The organism is Arthrobacter rhamnosi (assembly GCF_054510855.1).
In genome coordinates, this window is record NZ_JBTNDT010000007.1 from 46,511 (window position 1) to 65,249 (window position 18,739).

The 18,739-nt window shown below is 65.2% G+C and carries 15 protein-coding genes; 7 read left to right on the forward strand and 8 right to left on the reverse strand.

Translation table 11 applies throughout. The features are described 5' to 3' along the window. Nucleotides 1-64 precede the first annotated feature (64 nt). The 3 genes from ACX80I_RS13805 to ACX80I_RS13815 all read right to left on the reverse strand — a co-directional run bounded on the left by ACX80I_RS13805 (nucleotide 65) and on the right by ACX80I_RS13815 (nucleotide 2,474). The gene (locus tag ACX80I_RS13805) at nucleotides 65-643 is read right to left on the reverse strand and encodes an arsenate reductase/protein-tyrosine-phosphatase family protein (protein ID WP_459345692.1); all 579 of its coding nucleotides are present in this window, start codon (nucleotides 641-643) and stop codon (nucleotides 65-67) included. Between the two features lie 3 nt (nucleotides 644-646). Continuing rightward, nucleotides 647-1,960, reverse strand: coding sequence for a UDP-glucose dehydrogenase family protein (locus ACX80I_RS13810; protein ID WP_459345693.1), 1,314 nt, complete (start codon nucleotides 1,958-1,960; stop codon nucleotides 647-649). Between the two features lie 103 nt (nucleotides 1,961-2,063). Continuing rightward, the gene (locus ACX80I_RS13815) at nucleotides 2,064-2,474 is read right to left on the reverse strand and encodes a VanZ family protein (RefSeq protein WP_459345694.1); all 411 of its coding nucleotides are present in this window, start codon (nucleotides 2,472-2,474) and stop codon (nucleotides 2,064-2,066) included. 322 nt (nucleotides 2,475-2,796) lie between these two features. On the opposite strand from ACX80I_RS13815, the gene ACX80I_RS13820 reads away from it, so the two are divergent. After that, on the forward strand, nucleotides 2,797-3,447 hold the full coding sequence (locus tag ACX80I_RS13820; RefSeq protein WP_459345695.1) for a 50S ribosomal protein L25/general stress protein Ctc: 651 nt from the start codon (nucleotides 2,797-2,799) through the stop codon (nucleotides 3,445-3,447). 14 nt (nucleotides 3,448-3,461) lie between these two features. Then, nucleotides 3,462-4,043 carry an aminoacyl-tRNA hydrolase gene (pth, locus tag ACX80I_RS13825; RefSeq protein ID WP_459345696.1) on the forward strand — a complete coding sequence of 194 codons (582 nt, stop codon included), beginning with the start codon at nucleotides 3,462-3,464 and terminating at the stop codon, nucleotides 4,041-4,043. 61 nt (nucleotides 4,044-4,104) lie between these two features. On the opposite strand, the gene ACX80I_RS13830 is transcribed toward pth, so the two are convergent. The 5 genes from ACX80I_RS13830 to ACX80I_RS13850 form a co-directional block, all read right to left on the reverse strand. Further along, the gene (locus tag ACX80I_RS13830) at nucleotides 4,105-5,580 is read right to left on the reverse strand and encodes a hypothetical protein (RefSeq protein WP_459345697.1); all 1,476 of its coding nucleotides are present in this window, start codon (nucleotides 5,578-5,580) and stop codon (nucleotides 4,105-4,107) included. A gap of 329 nt (nucleotides 5,581-5,909) precedes the next feature. Continuing rightward, complete coding sequence (locus ACX80I_RS13835; RefSeq protein ID WP_459345698.1) at nucleotides 5,910-7,148, reverse strand: carbohydrate-binding domain-containing protein; 1,239 nt, start codon at nucleotides 7,146-7,148, stop codon at nucleotides 5,910-5,912. A 163-nt stretch (nucleotides 7,149-7,311) separates the two neighbouring features. Next, the gene (locus ACX80I_RS13840; protein WP_459345699.1) at nucleotides 7,312-8,625 is read right to left on the reverse strand and encodes a UDP-glucose dehydrogenase family protein; all 1,314 of its coding nucleotides are present in this window, start codon (nucleotides 8,623-8,625) and stop codon (nucleotides 7,312-7,314) included. 40 nt (nucleotides 8,626-8,665) lie between these two features. Beyond that, entirely contained in the window at nucleotides 8,666-10,207 is a 1,542-nt protein-coding gene (locus ACX80I_RS13845) for a sugar transferase (RefSeq protein ID WP_459345700.1), read from the reverse strand. A 177-nt stretch (nucleotides 10,208-10,384) separates the two neighbouring features. Then, nucleotides 10,385-11,923, reverse strand: a complete 1,539-nt coding sequence (locus ACX80I_RS13850) for a tyrosine-protein kinase domain-containing protein (RefSeq protein ID WP_459345701.1) — start codon at nucleotides 11,921-11,923, stop codon at nucleotides 10,385-10,387. Between the two features lie 792 nt (nucleotides 11,924-12,715). Between ACX80I_RS13850 and ACX80I_RS13855 the strand changes: the two genes are divergently transcribed. Genes ACX80I_RS13855 through ACX80I_RS13875 form a run of 5 tightly spaced genes read left to right on the forward strand, consistent with a single transcriptional unit; the run spans nucleotide 12,716 to nucleotide 18,552 of the window. After that, the gene (locus ACX80I_RS13855) at nucleotides 12,716-14,410 is read left to right on the forward strand and encodes a WecB/TagA/CpsF family glycosyltransferase (protein ID WP_459345702.1); all 1,695 of its coding nucleotides are present in this window, start codon (nucleotides 12,716-12,718) and stop codon (nucleotides 14,408-14,410) included. Beyond that, on the forward strand, nucleotides 14,407-15,351 hold the full coding sequence (locus tag ACX80I_RS13860; RefSeq protein WP_459345703.1) for an NAD-dependent epimerase/dehydratase family protein: 945 nt from the start codon (nucleotides 14,407-14,409) through the stop codon (nucleotides 15,349-15,351). Before ACX80I_RS13855 ends, ACX80I_RS13860 begins: the two co-directional genes overlap by 4 nt. A 54-nt stretch (nucleotides 15,352-15,405) precedes the next feature. Further along, on the forward strand, nucleotides 15,406-16,308 hold the full coding sequence (locus ACX80I_RS13865) for a glycosyltransferase family 2 protein (RefSeq protein WP_459345704.1): 903 nt from the start codon (nucleotides 15,406-15,408) through the stop codon (nucleotides 16,306-16,308). Further along, entirely contained in the window at nucleotides 16,298-17,689 is a 1,392-nt protein-coding gene (locus ACX80I_RS13870) for an O-antigen ligase family protein (RefSeq protein ID WP_459345705.1), read from the forward strand. Before ACX80I_RS13865 ends, ACX80I_RS13870 begins: the two co-directional genes overlap by 11 nt. Then, nucleotides 17,686-18,552: a glycosyltransferase family 2 protein gene (locus tag ACX80I_RS13875; protein ID WP_459345706.1), complete on the forward strand. Its 867-nt coding sequence runs from the start codon at nucleotides 17,686-17,688 to the stop codon at nucleotides 18,550-18,552. The genes ACX80I_RS13870 and ACX80I_RS13875 overlap by 4 nt, the downstream gene beginning before the upstream one ends. Nucleotides 18,553-18,739: the final 187 nt, after the last annotated feature.

The following is an 18,739-nucleotide window of genomic DNA, read 5'->3' on the forward strand; positions in this document are numbered from 1 at the left end:
CGTGGTCTCCTGGCTGAATCGAGTAGGTGGCGACCTGTAATGCAAGGTCAAAAATTTCTTCGGGCTACTTCTTTGCCATGACATGCAGGACTTCGTCGATAGTAGGTCCACACTGTTCAAACATTCGATTGTATATGTCGGCTGGCTGTCGATATGGGTCGACGATATCGTCGTCCGTAGCGTTTACTGAGTGTGGTCGCCGTGCCCGAACGGCACTGGGTACAGCAACTTGCCACCTGCTGCTTCCGACCAGGCTTTCGTCTAAATGAATTTCTTTGATCAGTCGGGCGAATTCGCGCAGAGTGAAGGTCCGTCGCAACATCGACGGCGCAATCTGAACGACGCTGCTTCTGTGCGCGCGGGTCAGAGCGAGCACTAAATCTTGCCCAGCCAATATTTCAGCCGTCAGCTGTCGGGCCTTGAAGTCATCAGCTCGGCCGCCTTTTTCACGGATGTGGCTAGCCACTTTCGGGTCTATTGACTGATCCACAAGGGCGCTGGTTCCAGCGCTCTGCACTTCAAACTCGCCTGGGAAGCACGCGTCCAACCCTGCCTGCAGAAGTCGCTCAGCCATCGGGGACCTACAAATGTTGCCGGTGCAAACAGTGAGGATGCGGAAAGGCTGTTTTCCAGCTTCACTCATTGGCTAGGGCCTGCCGATTCCCTTGTAGTTCCAGCCCGCAGCTCGCCAGATCGACGGGTCTAGAACGTTGCGTCCGTCGAGGACGTTCTTTGTGTGGACGAGTGCACCTGCTCGCTCGGGCAGGAGGTTCCGGTATTCCTGCCATTCGGTCAGCAGGAGGAGCGCGTCGGCCCTTTCCATGGCGCGGTGCATATCTGCTTCATAGGTGAGCTCCGGGAAGCGGTTGCGGGCGCCCTCGATGGCTTCCGGGTCGGTGACCGTGACGTCGGCGCCGTGTAGCTGCAGTTGAGCCGCAATGCTGAGTGCGGGCGAGTCGCGGACGTCGTCGCTGTTGGGCTTGAACGCCGCCCCGAGGACCGTGATGCGCTTGCCGAGGAGGGAACCCCCCACGAGGAGCCGGGTCAGCTCGACGACGCGGATGCGGCGCCGGACGTTGATGTCGTCCACCTCGCGCAGGAAGGTCAGCGCCTGGTCCGCACCGAGCTCGCCGGCGCGGGCCATGAAGGCGCGGATGTCCTTCGGCAGGCAGCCGCCGCCGAAGCCGATGCCTGCATTGAGGAATTTGCGCCCGATGCGCTCATCTAGGCCAATGGCATCGGCGAGTACCGTCACGTCTGCGCCGGTCACCTCGCAGACCTCTGCCATCGCGTTGATGAAGGAGATTTTTGTGGCTAGGAAGGAGTTCGCCGCGGCCTTGACGAGCTCGGCGGTGGCGTAGTCGGCCACCAACCGGCGGGTGCCCATGGAGAGGGGCGTGCTGTACACCTCATCGAGTGTTGCGGTTGCGCGAGCGCCGGCTTCCCCGTCCGGCACTCCGTAGACGAACCGGTCTGGCGACAGGGTGTCTTTCACCGCGAAGCCTTCGCGGAGGAATTCAGGATTCCAGGCCAGGACTGCGTCGGAGTGCTGCTCGGCGAGCTCATCGGCCAGACGGGCGGCGGTGCCCACGGGTACCGTCGACTTTCCGACCACGACATTGCCAGGCTCGAGTGAATCCAGCAGTGACCTGAAGGCGGCATCGACGTAGCGCATGTCCGCCGCGTACTCGCCCTTGCGCTGGGGCGTGCCGACGCAGAGGAAGTGGATTTCTGCCCCCTTGGCATCGGCCATGCTCGAGCTGAACTTCAGCCGGCCGGTGGCCAGCACTTCGTCGAGGAGTTCGGGCAGGCCCGGTTCGAAAAACGGTGCGCGGCCGGCCTGCAGTTCGCCGATCTTCCGCGGATCCACATCTATACCCACCACGTCATGGCCGAGTTTCGCCATGCATGCTGCGTGTACTGCACCCAGGTAGCCGCAGCCGATCACGGAAATACGCATGTTTGTTTGTCCCCCTTGAAAGTTCCCCAGTTCAACCGATTCTAATCGCGCAGTGCGGGCTAGATGCTCAGCCAGGACCAGTGCGGTGTAAACAGGTTGTGAATTACCGGAAGCGGCGTCGTCCCCGGGCCCATACAAGGGCCCATCCGACTACTGCGCCAACTAGCGCGCCGGTCGTGTTCGCAAGCACGTCGTACGGGGTCGCTACCCGCTGGGGGAGTAGGAACAATTGGGTCAGTTCGATCACGATGGACAGTCCCATTCCCGCGACGGCAGCAGCCCAGCGCCAGACCCGCGGGGCGAGGATGAACCAGAAGAGCCCGAAGGGAACGAACATCAGGACGTTCGACGCGAATTCAACGGTGCTATAGGTCACGGTCGTCGGCAAACCGCGGGCGTAGAAGTAGCGCAGGGCGCCCCGCAACCATTCCCCGCCAGCCCGGTCCACCGGAGTGGGCCACAGCACGATCAACACGACGGCAATCAGCCAGACGGCACACAGGCTCGCAGTCACGGTCTTGTAGCGGCGGGAGGGTAGCGGCGCAGTGGTCAGGGAAAGTCCTTCGAGGAACGGGCCGGACGGTTGGCGGGTTGTCCCCATTATCGCCGATCCCGCCGGGGGACAGCCGGTGACGCGGGATCCTGTACCATTGAACGCGATGCCTAGGCGAGGGAGCGGGCCGGATTGCAGGAATTCCGGCCGTACTCCGTGATCGACGGTGGCTAGCGACTCAACTGGTTTCTAGACGACTGCTCCCACGTGCGTGTTCCTTCCGCCCCGGCAACGTCCCAGTGCTCACGCAGACAGCGCCGAGCCGCAACGTCCAGGAGAAACCATGTCCGAGCAGAAGCTCGCAGCACACGTCCGCACCGAGTTCGGCAAGGGCTCGGCCCGCCAGGCCCGCCGCGCCAACATGATCCCCGCCGTCGTCTACGGCCACGGTGCAGACCCCATCCACGTCCTGCTGCCCGCCAAGGCCACCACGCTGGCAGTCCGCACCCCCAACGCCCTGCTCACGCTGGACATCGAGGGCGAGAACCACCTTGCCCTCGTCAAGGACATCCAGCGCAACCCCCTCAAGCAGATCGTCGAGCACCTCGACCTCCTGACCGTCCGCCGCGGCGAGAAGGTCCAGGTCGACGTCGCTATCCACGTCGAGGGCGAGCCTGCCGCGGACGTCGTCGCCAACCTCGAGGCCAACACGGTCCTCGTCGAGGCCGACGCCACCGCTCTTCCCGAGACCCTCACGGTCAGCATCGAAGGCCGCCAGGTCGGACAGCACGTCCACGCCGCCGACATCGTGCTTCCCGCGGGCGTCCTCCTCCTCGTGGATGCGGACACCCTGATCGTCAACCTTGCCGGCGAGACCGAGCAGGACCTCGGCGAGACTCCCGAGTCCGACGCCGACACCGAAGGCACCTCCGAAGGCGCGACGGCAGTCGACGCTGACGCCGACGCCGTCATCACCGACGCCGACGAGCAGTAAGCAGGCTCCGCACGGTGTCTGACACCTGGCTTGTAGCCGGGCTCGGGAATCCCGGGCCCGGCTACAGCGGCAACCGCCACAACGTGGGCCAGATGGTGCTGGACCTTCTCGCCGACCGCCTCCGCGGCCGGTTCACGTCGTCAAAGGCCCAGGCCTTGACGCTCGAGGGACGGCTCGGCATCGGAGGACCCCGGGTGGTCCTGGCCAAGCCGCTCACCTACATGAACACGACGGGTGGCCCCGTCTCGACGCTCGCCCGTTTTCACGACGTGGTGCCCGACCACGTCATCGCCGTCCACGACGAGATCGACATCCCCTTCAACACCCTCAAGCTCAAGCTCGGCGGGGGAGAAGGCGGCCATAATGGGCTGCGGGACATCAGCAAGGCCCTCGGCACCAAGGACTACTACCGCGTGCGGGTGGGTGTCGGACGTCCTCCCGGCCGCCAGGACCCCGCCGACTTCGTGCTGAAGGATTTCGGCACGGTCGAGAAGAAGGAACTTCCGTTCCTGCTCGACGACGCCGCCGACGCCGTCGAACTCCTCATCCGTGACGGGCTTCTGGCAGCCCAGCAGAAGTTCCACGCCCCGGCATAGGTCCGGCGCGAAGAAGCCCCGCTTCCCGGGTACGGGAAGCGGGGCTTTTTGGTGGTGCGCCTCAGCCCGCCTTGACATCGGGCAGCGGGGCGACCCGCCGCACGCCGCCACCGGCGACGGTATCTGCGTTGCTGTTGGTCACGTACCGCAGGTGCGGGCGGATCTTCGCCCAGTCGGACCTAATGTTCTGGACCTTCGCCGGATAGAGTGCCTCTGCTGTCGGTTCAGCCGTGAGGTTGGTCGTGCCCGAGCGGATCAGGACGTAGGAGCCGTAGTCCTGCAGTGCGCGCGCAACCACGAGACCATCGGGCGTGAGGCCCAGCTTTCTGATGTCGACCGATGCCGGGATCGCGAACATGGAGCCCATGGGAATGCTGCCGGTGTACGACGTCGTGCCGTCGCCGTCCTCACTCCTCGCCGGCCAGACGCCGTTGCGGGTCTGTCCGTTCTCGACGTGCGTAGCGTGCTTCAGCTGGTCATTGTCGATGCCGATGCTCAGGGCGTGGTTGATCCTGCCGTCGCGAACCTCCTCCGCGCGGATCTGCCCGTGGATCTGGCTGATGCCTGACGCACGGGCGCCGAAGGCCCTCCCGTCGGTGGTCAGGTCCGTCATGCCCGCGAAGCCGGCCGTCCAGTGGGTGTCATCCACTTTCTTCATGACCCACCCCTCCACCATGTAGCGGCCGTCGGGCTGGATCACCGAGAGGTGCTGGTCCGTGCCGGCACCCGGCATGGCGTCGCGGGGAATCCGGATGGGAGTCCCCAGGGGGTGCTTGACCAACCAGGTGCTGCCGCTGACGACCTTCACCTCGACGATGGGGTCGTTCAGTGTCGCCTTGACCACGCGCACGGACCACCGTGCCGAAGCCAGGCCCGTCGTCTCCTTCTGCAGGTCGAGGTTCCGTTGATCGTTCGCGGGAGCGAACTGGATGCCGCTACCCACCGAGGTGTTCGAGAATGAGGCCGAGCTGAACGGGTGCAGGGAGGTGACGCGCGTCGCCGAGGCGAGGGGGGCTGGGGCGAGGGGGGCCGGGGCGACCGTCGGGGTCGGCGCAGGTGTCGGGGCTGGAGCCGTCGTCGGGACCGGGGCCGGCGCCACAGGCACGGCCGCCGTGGTCGTCGAAGCAGTGGCTACATAATCCAGCACCGCGCTGTTGTTGCCGGCATCGTTGATGTACTCGACCTTGACGGAGTGGGCGCCTGCTTTCCAGGAGCCCGGCAGTGCGTATACCTTCTGGGCCCGATCGGCGAGGGTCAGCGTCCCTGTGACGACGTTGTCGACGCTCACCCTGATCTGGGGAACCGTCGTCCCGCTGTAGGAGCCGGCTGCACGAACTTCCAGTTTCGTGAACCCGGTCGACGCGGTCATTGAGCCGAGGGCCGACCCGTTGTTTAGCAGGGACCGGACCTTCGCGCCGTCCGGGCTGGTCCAGACGACATAGCCGCCGCCGCCGTTGCGCATGCTCTCGGCTTCGATACGGGTGACTGCAGCCTGAGCAGGAGTGGCCGCGGCGAGTGCCGATCCGAGTACGGACACGGCAAGTAGAGCGCTGGTGAATTTTTTGATGATGATGACTCTCTAATGGGCATGACTGAGACCGGCCATGCGAACTAGCTGACGCCTCCCCAGACGACACAGCACCATGAAGGGCCCCGGAGCGTTGTTCCACGAATGGATGAGACCGCTGCCCCGGGATTGCGGAACGAAGTGTTTGAGACGCCCCCAGTGTTACGCATGGGACTTCTGTTGTGAAATGGGGGCGAAGGGGAAAGAGTCAATACTGTGCGAATCCTGCGCTTGCGTTTGACAAACGAAAGGGCGGCCTACCTGTCGAGGGATGGCCGCCCGTGCACTCCAGCTGAGGCTTAGTGTGCGCCTGCGATGTTGTCTTCCGAGTTGTTGGTGACGACGCGCAGGAGGTCGCGCAGCTGCGGCCAGTCCGCCTCGAGGTTGGCCACCTGGCCCTCGTCAGCGGCCATCTCCGCGTAGAGGTTGGTGTTGTCGGCCTGGATGAGGACATGACCGCCGTACTGCTGGAGGGCGCGAGCGACCGCGCGGCCCTCCGGCGTGAGGTCCAGCTCGTCGACATCGACGGAGGGCGGAATCGCGAACATGGTGCCCATGGGGATGGTGCCCGTGTAGGCCCAGGAATTATTGGCGTCCTCCGCCCTCGCCGGCCAGACTCCGCGTCCGTCGTTGACGCTCTTCAGCATCGACCCGCTGATCCCGATGGCCAGCGAGTGCTCGATGTCGAGGTTCCGTAGCTCGTTCCTGCGGATGAGGCCATGAAGCTGGCTGATGCCCGATGCGCGCGCGCCGCCGTCCATGCCGTCCCCCTGAAGATCGGTGATGACGAGGTACCGCGCCTTCCATTCGTCGGCCGCGATCTTCTCCATACCCCACAGCTCGTACGCCGTTCGACCGTCCGGCTGGATGACGACCATATGGTCGTCCGTGCCGCCTGTCGTTGCCGCGTCGGCGGGGATCTTGATGAAGTGCTTGTCGCCGTTGGCCTGAAGGGTCGCAGTCGGGTCTCCTCCGTCAGTATGCTGGACAGAGATGGACCATCGCTTGCTCGCCACGTCTGTCGATCCTTCCCGGAAGGTGGCGTGGCGCGGATCGTCGTCCGGTGCGAACTCCACTGCGGGGCCTACTCGCGTATTCGAGAACGTCGTGGGACTGAACGGGTGATCGGTGTAGTCCTTCTCCTGGGAGCCGACCCGGTTGAGGAGGGGCTCCAGGTCGACGAGAGCCCCGGGTGCAGCACCTATCTCCGCAGAGCTGAAGACTGCGCTGTCCTGCCCTGAATCGTTCACGTATTCGACCGTGAGGGTGTGCTCTCCGGCAGGCCAGTCACCGGTGACCGTATAGGCCTCCAGATCATGGGAGTAGAGGCGGATGTCTCCCGCGGGCACATCATCGACGTGTACCCGGACCACGGGCACGGTATCTCCGTCATAGGAACCCGCCGCCTCGACGGTGATCGCGTGGAAGCGGACGTTGGAGGTGATCGTGCCGGCGGCGCTGCCGTTCGAGAGCATCGATCGCACGCTGCGTCCGTCCTCGTCGGTCCAGAGGACGTAGTCGCCGCCGAGGTTGAACATCTCATCAGCACTCAGGGTGGGCGCGGCACCAGGGAATCCACCGAGAAATGCAGCTGCTCCCACGACGGGTAGGGCCAGGAACCATGGACTCCGCTTCCGGGCACGCGGCGCGGCTGGCGCATCAGTGCCAACCGCGCCCCGTGTCCGTACTCTCTCGACGGATTCAGGGGCGGCCGACACCGCGGTAGGTCCATCCGGCGGCCCGCCACTTCGCCGGCTCGAGGACGTTCCGCCCGTCGAAGATGGCCTTGGTCGTAACCTTCTCACCGAGCGCGTACGGATCGAGGTCGCGGTATTCCCGCCATTCGGTCAGGAGCAGGATCGCGTGCGCATCCTGAACGGCCAGGTTGGTGTCGGCCTCATAGCTGAGCTCTGGGAACCGTTTGGCCGAATTGGCGATGGCTTCCGGGTCGGTCACCGTGACGTTGGCGCCCTGGAGCTGCAGTTGGGCAGCGATGCTGAGAGCGGGCGAATCCCGGACGTCGTCGCTGTCGGGTTTGAAGGCCGCGCCCAGGATTGTGACGCGGCGCCCGAGGAGCGATCCACCGACGAGTTCGCGCGTCATGTCGACGGCCCGGAAGCGCCGGCGCATGTTGATCGTGTCCACCTCACGGAGGAAGGTGAGCGCCTGGTCGGCCCCGAGCTCTCCTGCGCGGGCCATGAAAGCGCGGATATCCTTTGGCAGGCACCCACCGCCGAACCCGATCCCGGCGCTCAGGAACTTGGGACCGATGCGGTCGTCCATCCCCATGGCCTCGGAGAGCATCGACACGTCACCGCCGGAACTCTCACAGACCTCCGCCATGGCGTTGATGAAGGAGATCTTCGTGGCGAGGAAGGAATTGGCCGCCGTCTTGACGAGCTCGGCGGTGGCGTAGTCCATGACGAGCCGCTTCGTACCCTGGGACATCGGTACGGCGTACACACCGTCGAGGGCCGTGGTCACGTCCGCACCGTGCGCGCCCTCCGGCACTCCGTACACGAAGCGGTCCGGGTTGAGCGTGTCCTCGACGGCGTGGCCCTCCCGCAGGAATTCGGGGTTCCAGGCGAGCAGCGCTCCCGGGGCGAGCTTTTCCAGTTCACCTGCCAGACGTGCTGCCGTACCTACGGGGACGGTCGACTTGCCCACCACGACGCTGCCGGGAACCAGATACTCCGCCGCGGCCGTGAAGGCGGCATCGACGTAGCGCATGTCGGCGGCGAACTCGCCCTTGCGCTGGGGAGTGCCCACGCAGATGAAGGTGACGTCGCTTCCCTTCACCTCCGACATGTCGGTGCTGAAGCTGAGCCGCCCGGTCGCCTGGAGTTCCTCGAGCAACTCGGGGAGCCCGGGTTCGAAGAAGGGAGCACGGGCAGCCGCGAGATCGTCGATCTTCCGCTGATCCACGTCGATGCCGACGACGTCGTGGCCGAGCTTGGCCATACAAGCGGCATGGACCGCGCCGAGGTAACCGCAACCGATGACTGAGATACGCATGATTCTTCCTTTGGGCTTGGACGGGATTCTGGTGCGGCGCCTAGTAGGCGCCTACGGGCTTGAGGAGCATTTTGGCGGTGCGGAAGATGATCATCAGGTCCATCGTGATGGACCAGTTCTCGACGTAGTACAGGTCGAGGCGGATGCTGTCCTCCCAGCTGAGTTCGGAGCGGCCGTTGATCTGCCACATACCAGTAAGACCGGGCTTGATGTACAGACGGCGGTGCGCGTCTTTCTCGTAGCCGTCCACCTCACGACCCAGTGGTGGACGGGGCCCCACGAGGCTCATCTGCCCACGCAGGACGTTCCAGATCTGGGGAAGTTCATCCAGCGAATGCCGGCGGAGCCACGCTCCGGCCTTGGTGACGCGCGGGTCCTCCCGCATCTTGAACAGCAACCCGTTCCCCTCGTTCTGACTCAGGAGGGCCGCGAGGTCCTGCTCGGCCGTGACGACCATGGAGCGGAACTTGTACATGGTGAACGTCTTGCCGCCCTGGCCGATGCGTTCCTGGCGGAACAGCACCGGACCGGGACTGTCGTGCTTGATGATCAGGGCGATGATCCCGAAGACCGGTAGGAGGAGCAGCAGGGCCGCCGCCGAGGCCGAGACGTCGAGCATCCGTTTGACGAGATGCTTGGCGCCGCTGAACTGGGGGAGTTCGACGTGCATGAGGGGCAGGCCCTCCACAGGCCGGGCGTGGATCCGGGGTCCGGCGACGTTCGTGAGTCCTGTGGCGAGGACCAGTTCGGTCTCCGACTCCTCGAGGCTCCACCCCAGCTTCTGGATGAAACCGCTGCCACCCTGGACGGGACCGGCGACGATCACGGCGTCGACATTGAGTCCGGGCAATGCCTTCTCGACCGATGTGAGGTCCGCGACGACCGGTACCCAGTTCCCCTCGACGAGGATCTTCGAGTGTGAATTTGCCCCCGCGATGGCCGCCCCGACGACGTCGTAGCCGGCGCCGGCCGTGTGGCGGATCTGCTTGATGACGTACTTGACGTCCTTAGGCCGACCCAGCACCACCACCCTCGACAGGTAACGGCCCTTCGTCCGCTGGCGCGTGAGCCATGCCCGCAGCGACCAGCGGGTCAGCAGGAGTCCACCGAGTCCCAGGGGGAGAGCCAGCGCGAAGTAGCCCCTCGACGCCGGGACCTGGGTCACCAGCAGGATGATCGCAGCCAGGCCGAAGACGAGCATCGTCGCGTTGATGACCCGCTTGTACTCGTCGCTCCCGAGCCCCAGGACCCTGCGGTCCCGGCTCCTGAAGGCGCCGAGGGCTCCTAGCCACAGAGCAGCGATCGCCAGGCCGATGTAGTCGTATCCGATGGACGCCGAGGCTACCGGCACCTGCGGGTCGGTGGTCCCGAACCTCGTGAGCTGGGCTCCGACGAGCGCCACTGTGATCACGACGATGTCGCCGATGACCATGGCGGTGGTGTAGGGGCGGACCCATGCGCGGGCACCGCCAGTGGCGCTCCTGCTCCTCGATGCACGGTACCCGAGTGCCGGGTAGACCACGTCGAGCGGAGGCGATTGATGTGACGAGGGTCTGTCGGTAGCGATTCCTACGTTGCTCATCGTTCCCCTTTTCGAGAGGTTGGTACAAGGGGCCGACGACGACTGGGGACGAAGCTCCGGTCTCAGGAGAGCTCCTACGTCGCCGGCCCCGCTTAAGCGGAATCCACAGAAGCGGACCCGGGCCTGGTGCACCGGCGTCGTTGCCAGTGGGAAATATGTGAGGTTACGGCCGGTCGGTCAGGAACCGGCTGGAATCTTCACGGACGGCGCCGCGGGCCGGGAACCCGACGCGGGGCGTTTCTTGTTGAGGCTGACCGGCCCCAGGTCGTGGGAGGGCCGCACCGGTGCAGCAGTTGGCTGATCCTCGGGCAGTCCGGACTTCGGCTTCGCCATGGGTGCGTCCGGAAGGACGACGTCGGACGCCGCCGGCGCCGTGTAGTACGACCGCGCCTTGGCATCGGGCTCCGGCAGCCGCAGCTTGTTGAGGATGAGTCCGAGCACCCGTCCACCGGCCAGTTCGAGGGCCTTCAGCGACTCGTAGACGTCCGTGGTGTTCACCTCCTGGGCGCCGACGACGAGTACCGTGTTGACCCCCGCTGAGGACAGGACGGCCGCATCGGTGACGGGAAGCACGGGCGGTGCATCGATGATGACGGCGTCAAAGGTCTCCTCGAGCTCCCGGAGCAGTGCCACCATCTGGTCGGAACCCAGGAGTTCGCTCGGGTTCGGCGGGATGGGACCCGACGCAAGGACGTGGAGGTTGTCCTCGCCCCAGGGCTGCAGCATGTCCCCGAGTTGTGCCTGCCCGATCAGCACCGTCGTCAGGCCGGCACTACCCTCGATGCCGAGGTATCCGGCCACGGCAGGTCGTCGAAGATCGGCGTCGACGAGGAGGACGCGTTTGCCGCCCTTCGCCATGGCAAAGGCCAGGTTGATCGCTGTCGTCGTCTTCCCTTCACCAGGAAGCGATGACGTCACCTGCACCACTCGGGAGCCTCGGGTGAGTTGGGTGTACTTGAGGTTGGTCCGCAGCTGGCGGAAGGCTTCTGCACGAGATCCGTTGGGTTTGCTGCTGGCGATGAGCGGATTGCCGGCCGCCGCGGGGTCGTAGCGCACCATGCCCAGCACGGGAGCCTTGGTGACACCGTAAAGATCGGCCTCGCCACGAACGCGGTTGTCGAACTTCGCCCGCAGGAGTGCCACAGTCAGCCCGAGTGCAAGCCCCACCAGCAGGCCGATGATGAGGTTCAGGTCGACCTTGGGGGAGGAGGGCTCGGTGGGTACGCCCGCTTCCGTCAGAACCGAGAGCTGCACCGGTGACACCGACGATGCCCCGGTCGTTTCCAGTTCATCGATGACAGAAATCAGGCTGTCGGCGAGGGCGTTCGCTATGGCGGCAGCCTGCTCCGGTGATTCATCGGTCACCCACAGGCCCACCAGCACCGTGTTGGGTGTGCTGTACGCCGTGACGTTGGCCGGCAGGTCCGCGGCTGTGTCTGCGTCGAGCCCGAGACTTGTGATGATGGGCTGCAACACCCTGGGTGAGTCCACCATCTCGGTGTAGGTCTGCACGCGGTCCTGCATGAACGTGTTGCCTTGCTGTAGCTCGGCTACCGAGCCGGTCTCCTCCACCGCCACGAACAGCTCAGTCTGCGCGGTGTAGATGGGTTTCATCAGCATCGAAGCGATTCCTGCCACGATGACGCCGGCAAGGGTTGCGCCCGCGATAATGAGCCAATTCCGCTTGAGCACCCGCAGGTAATTGCGCAATTCCATATCTGAGACCTTTCAGGAGTTTTATCGATATTCGGTAGGACGCCTCGTCACAGGCAGGGCCAGGCAGGGCGTGGTTGATTCGGGTGGACCACAGCGATGATCTAGCGGATCACCAGCTTTCGCTTCATCGCGCATTTACGACAATGCTCCACAAAATGCGCTTCTACAATCGGGTCGGCCACCCCACCTGGCCCCCGGCCTACTGGAACCCCTGGCTCCGGGGCGCAAGGCCACCCGCGCCGGCACTAGGTTTTCTGGGGGTGGCTACCCTAATGACCCAAGGCCGTACTTGCTTTGATGGAAGCCGGTGGTCTTGTGGGTCCTTGCGTGTTTAGCTTTGGCCGTCGTCGCAAATATCTCGGCGCCGGCACGCTCGAATACCGCCGCAATTATGTTTTGTCTACCGCCGCAAACGAGGGCGGCGGCCCAACTGCCAACATCACGTCCTGCCCATCGAGGGGAGGATCTGTCTCAGTGTCGAGCAGCACCGCCAAATATCGATTTACATGTGGAACTGGGGAGCATATGCAGAACGTCAAGCCTTTTCGTGTGGACCGGCTGATAATTCATCAATTCGATCCGTCGCGCCCTTCGCCGGGCGGCATCGACACGTGCCTCCGAGGGATCTGCGCGTACGCCCCCGGCGATCAGGATCTCGCCTTCGTCGGAGTGGACGCCGGAGATGGGCCGGCAAGCCGGGTGCTCGGAGGGTGGGAGGCCCACGAGTTCGGAGGACGAACAGTCTGGTTCCTTCCTGTCGCCAGACTTGATCCCGCAGACCAGAAGCGGAAGGTGCCTCACTCTCTCCGGCTCCTGGCAGGGGTGGTCCGGTTCGCCGGCAAACTTCCGCAGACGGATGCGGTGCAGGCGCACCGGATGGATACCGCGCTGGCCCTGGGCGTCCTGCTGCGCCGGCCCCTCGTCTACTTCATCCATACCCAGGAGAACGGGCTAACCGGGACGACCTCGGATTCCATGTGGCGCCGCGCGGGAGGCGTGCACCAGGCGCTCGAGCGACTGGTGGTGCGTCGGGCAGCCGACGTCGTTGTCTTCAACCGCGACTACGCCGACACGGTCAAGGAATGGAACCCAAAAGCGCGGTTCTCGCCGACGTGGTTCGATCCCCGCCTGATCGGCGGGCAGGGTAAGGGGTCGGCGAAGGGTCACTCCATCTGCTGGGTCGGTCGCCTCGAAGTCCCGAAGGATCCGCTGCTGGCACTGGACACTATGGCGCAGCTGTCCGATGCATTCCCGGGGGAGGAATGGTCCCTGTCGCTCCTGGGCTCGGGAACACTTCTGGGGGAGGTCAGTCGAAGGGCCGCAGACCTGTCGCGGCGCCCGAACCTCAGAATCGAGACGCCGGGGCGGGTGGGCCCGGCGGACGTCGCCGCTGTCATGGCCCGCTCGGACCTGTTCCTCATGACCTCGCACGCAGGATACGAAGGCTACCCCCGTGTTCTGGTGGAAGCCATGGCGACAGGGCTGCCGGCGGTCGTCACCGAGGGCTCCGATACGGGAGGCCTCGTCGTGGACGGAGTCACCGGATTCACGACGAACCGTGACCCGCAGCAGATCGCAGTGTCGCTTGCAAAGGCGAGGGACATCGAGCGCGCCGATGTCGTAGAAGCAGTGTCGGAGCTGGGTGCACCTGCTGTCGTCCGCGAGATCTTCGCCGTACGCCCGGTGGCGGCCACCGGTGACGCCAACAGGAAGGTGGAGGACGTCCTGCTCGAGAATCACGACGGACAGCTGACACTCGGACCATGGCCGCTGTTCCAGGGCAGCTCCGAGGAGCTCCTCGCCCGCATCGGGGAGCTCATCGCGGCCGGGAAACCCGCGCTCGTCGTGACGCCGAATGTGGACCAGGTGCTCGACCTCCGTACCTCTCCGGCGCTCCGCTACGCCTATCACTCCGCCGACGTGCGGCTCGTGGACGGTGCCCCGCTGGTCGCCCTCGGCAGGGCGCTGGGAGTACGGGTGGAGCGACACACCGGCGCAGATCTCCTTCCGCTGACCGCACGGCACGGCGCACAGGCAGGGTGGCGGATCGCGATCCTCGGAGGCCGGGCGGACGCAGCCGCCGACGCGGTGAGGACCCTCGAGGAGAAGTACCCTGGCTGCACCGTCCAGGCCGTTCCATTCCCCTTCGTGAACAACGTGGACAACCCTGCCTGCCGCACGGCGGTCACGGAGCTCACTCGGGCCCGGCCCGACCTGGTTTTCCTCTGCCTCGGTTCCCCCAAGCAGGAATCCTTCTTCCGGCACTGGCGCGAATCTCTCCCGCCGGCTGTCTACATCGGAGCCGGCGCTGCCGTCGACTTCGCCGCCGGCACGAAGAGCCGCGCACCGCGGGTGGTCCAGCGACTCGGCCTTGAATGGACGTGGAGGCTCGGCCAGGAACCGCGTCGGCTCGCGCGGCGCTACCTGGTCAAAGGTCCCGGCTTCCTGAGGACCGCAACCCTTTCCATCGCCCGGAGGCACCCATGAAAGCACTAGTGACCGGCATCGCCGGATTCGTCGGATCGAACCTGGCCAAGGCGCTCCTGCGCGCCGGGCACGACGTCGTCGGCATCGACTCCATCACCGATTACTACGACGTCGGCATCAAGCGGGCCAATCTCGCCGCTCTCCCGAAGAGCCTGGACTTCCGCGAGGAGGACCTCAACACGACGGACCTCGATGCCCTACTCACCGGAGTGGACGTCGTCTTCCACCAGGCGGGCCAGCCCGGGGTCCGCAAGTCGTGGGGAAGTGACTTCGGTGTCTACATCGACGCGAACATTCTCGCCACGCAGAAGCTGCTGGAGGCTGCGGCCAACTCCGCGTCGCTCAGGCGCTTCGTCTACGCGTCGTCCTCCTCGGTCTACGGGAATGCAGAGTCCTTCCCCACGACGGAGGACATGCGACCCCAGCCCCTCAGCCCCTACGGCGTGACCAAGCTCGCGGCGGAGCACATGTGCTCGCTCTACGCCGCCAACTTCGGTGTGCCGACAGTCTCGCTCCGCTACTTCACGGTGTATGGGCCGGGGCAACGGCCCGACATGGCCTTCACCCGCTTCACGCGGGCCGCCGTGCTGGGTGAGAAGATCACCATCTTCGGGACGGGGGAACAGATCCGGGACTTCACTTTCGTCGACGACGTCGTCAAAGCGAATGTCCTGGCCGGCACCACTCCCGACGTCGCTCCGGGGAGTGTCTTTAACGTGGCAGGGGGAAGCAACACCACGGTCAATGAGGTCCTGGACCTGATCAGCCAGATGTCGGGACGCAAGCTCGACGTGGAATACGTGCCGGCCGTCGCCGGTGATGTCTGGCGAACCGGCGGAAGCACCGCGGCCATCGACCGCGAGCTCGCCTGGAAGGCCGAGATCTCGTTGACCGAGGGCCTGTCACGACACTTGGAGTGGGCACGTGGAACTTTCGGATAGATACCTCGCTGAAGGTCCGCGCGCAACTGCGATGCAGGGCCGGAGGATGCGGGCATGCCACGGCTGACGGTGATCATGCCGGCCTACAACGCAGCGACCACGATCGCCCAGGCGGTCAGGACAACGCTGTTCGACCTCCCGCGCGATGCTGACCTCCACGTCCTCGACGACGCGAGCGGCGACAACACCCTTCAGGTCCTCGAACAACTCGCCCATCTCGACCGGCGCCTTGTGGTCAGGTCGGCTGGACGGAACCGGGGGGTGGCGGCGACCTTGAACGACCTGCTCGAGGGAACGCAGAGCCAGTTCGTTGCAAGAATGGACGCCGACGATCTCGTGATTCCGGGTCGCTTCAGGCATGCGTTGTCCGTGCTGCAGACGGGCACAGCGGATGTGGTGTTTGCGGGATTGGTCCACCTCGGTCCGGGGCGGAAGGTCAGGCCGGCTGCTCAACTTCCCATCTCGTCCGCGGCATTCGCGTCATTCCTGCTGCTGCAGAATCCCGTGACACACTCCACCATGGTTGCAGTGACGTCGGTGCTGCGCGAGGCGCAAGGCTATCGGGAAGTGCCGTCCGAGGACTACGACCTATGGTTGAGATTGGTCGCCGGCGGGCTCCGGCTACGGCGGCTTGCGCAGCCCGGTGTGTTCTACCGACACCACCCGGCTCAGATCACCGCTACTGGAACCTGGAAGGCTGCCGCCGCGTACAACCCGCTGAGCGCGGAGGCCCATGCGACCCTGACCGAGCAGGTCCTCGGCGCCCGGCATGAGGTGTACTCCATTTTGAGGACGGCTGACCTGAACGAAGCTGAACAAGCCGCGTTCTCCCGGTTCGTCCACGCCCTGAAGAACAGCACCGACGCGCTGGGGCTCGTCGAGCGAGCCGATCTGATCAGGCTCTGCGCGAAGGTCACCGGCAACCGCCTGCAACGGAGGGAATCCTATGCAAAGTGATCTGTTGCTGGCCGCCGTTGCCGTCGTCGGCGTCGTGGCGATCGTCGCCCTTCCGATCGTCCCTGTCGGCAAGATCCTCCTCCTCATCGTCGTGGGCCGCTCGATAGCGGAGCTGGGCGCGGCCTCGGGCGGAACGGCGATCTCGAGCGGTCTCGCCGGCCTCCTCGGCGCGCTCGCGGTTGTTTCGGCCTTCCTTCCGCGGGTAACACGGTTGCACCCTCGGCTTCACGCCCCGATCATCCTGATCGTCACCGTCCTGATCTACGGGTCCATCGTCCGCTACAGCTCGGAAGGGTCGTTCTTCCCTTCAGCGAGGGAAGCAGTGACGCTCGGTTCCATCGTCGCGGTCTTCGTCCTCGCCTTCACCTTCGCCACCAGCGAGCTGGACCGGGCGCTCAAGTACCTGCTCTGGTGCTCTATGCCCGCAGCACTGATCTCCTTCGGCGGTTACCTCGCGTCATCGCCCCTGATGGTGTCCGAGTCCGGGCGAATGAACGGGACGTTCAACCACGCGAATACAGCCGGCGCTTTCTTCGGCGTCGCGACCGTGATCGCCGTGTGCCTGGCGTTGAATCTGAAGCGGCCACGGCTGCTGTGGGTGGCGGCGCTCGCGATGGCATGCCTCGTGGTGACGGAGAGCATCGGCGCGTGGATCGGCGTAATCGCCGCATTGCTGGTCTTCATCGTCGCGACCTCGGCGCTCAATCGTTGGCAGAAGACCGCTCTCATGCTGAGCAGCAGCGTCGCGGCACTGATCTCGATCAACAGTCTCGGCCTGCCGGACCGTTTCAGTGAGTTCGTCGGTGCAAACGCGGATGCAGCCATCCGCCAGGGTGTGACCACGAACAGCCTCGATTGGCGCCTCGTCAATTGGCACCTCCTCCTGGGCGCCTGGGAACAGCGGCCGTGGTTCGGCTACGGACTCGGGTCCACCTCCTCCACCCTCATGCCGCTCGGCGCGCCACCCCACAGCCTCCCAGTCCAGTTGCTGGTCGAACTCGGTGTCGTGGGTTGTGCCGTCGTGGCGGTCGTGCTCCTCGTCGTGCTCCGCGTAATCTTTGCTGCGTTGTCCCGCAACAGGTGGGAGGCGGCCCTGCTGCTCGCGATAGCCACCTTCGTCCTGGTCAACGGGTCGGAATCGAACCTGCTCAACTACACCCCCGCGATGTACCTCATTGCTCTCGCGTGCGGTGTCCTGGGCGCCAGCATCGTCGTCAGCAAGCCCCGTCATCTTTCAGCCACGCCGGAGCGGGTGTGGCGCAGGCCCTGGCGTGGCCAGGTTCCGCTGCCGGCGCATTCGGTCAGGCGGAGCGTACCCTCGATCCTCACAGCAGCGCCGCCGGCCGGCCATCGCGACTCGTACTCAGGAGGAGCCGGATGATTCCCGCATCAGTGACATGTGTCATTCCCACCCATGACCGGGATGACCAGCTGCCGGTCGCCATGGCGTCGATCGCCGCCCAGTCCCGGCTTCCCGAACGTGTTGTCGTCGTCGATGACACCGGGTCCGACCACACGCGGAAGCTGGTTTCCCTGAGGTCTTACGACTACCTGGACGGGTCGCTGTTTCCGGTGAAGGGCGCCTCGGCATCCCGGAATGCAGGTGCTGCGGCATCGGATTCCGAATACCTCGCATTCCTGGACGACGACGACCGGTGGGAGCCGGATTTCCTCCTCGACTGCCTCGACATGCTGGCTTCCACCGATGCCGACCTCGTCGCGGCTGGGGGATCACTCGAGGTCGGCGGACGGAATATCGGTAGCCCTTGGCAGCTCCGGGAGGGGGTGTCCGCGGACGAGGCAGTGGCACACAACCCCGGCATCACGGGAAGCAACTTCGTGATCCGTCGGGCGGTGTTCGAGTCCCTGGGGGGATTCGACGAGCAGCTACCCGTCTACAACGACCTCGACTTTTTCGTCCGTTTCCTCCGGGCAGGCCACACATATGCCGTCGTCGAGCGGCGCCTCGTGGTGCAGAGCGCGGATGGAGGCGATCACCTCAGCTCGCGGAGTGAGCGCCGCGCGGCAGGCATCCGCACGTACATCGACAAGCACTACCAGTTCGCTACTTCGGCACAGCTGCGGAGGCTCAGGAGGGATTACCACCTCGCCCTCCGGTACCGCGGGCAGAAGGCCTCGGCGTCCGCGGCGCATTTCGCCCTGATGTGGGCCAACTCGACCCCCTCCCAAGTGGTCCGCGTGGTTCGTGAGAAAGCGACGCGCGGGACCAAGCAGTACAGCTGAGCCCGTCGTGGTCCTGCACGCGACGAGGGTTGCGCTCTTCGTGCAGGTTAGCGAACCCTGCGTTGCTACGCGCGATTGACATGGCAGGCGCCGGTTCCTCTCCGTTCCCGCCGAGCACTCCCCGCGGTGCTCGGTGCTATCGGCGCGTGCGGCCCAGCTCCCTGGATTCCGGCTTTCCCCCAAGGCC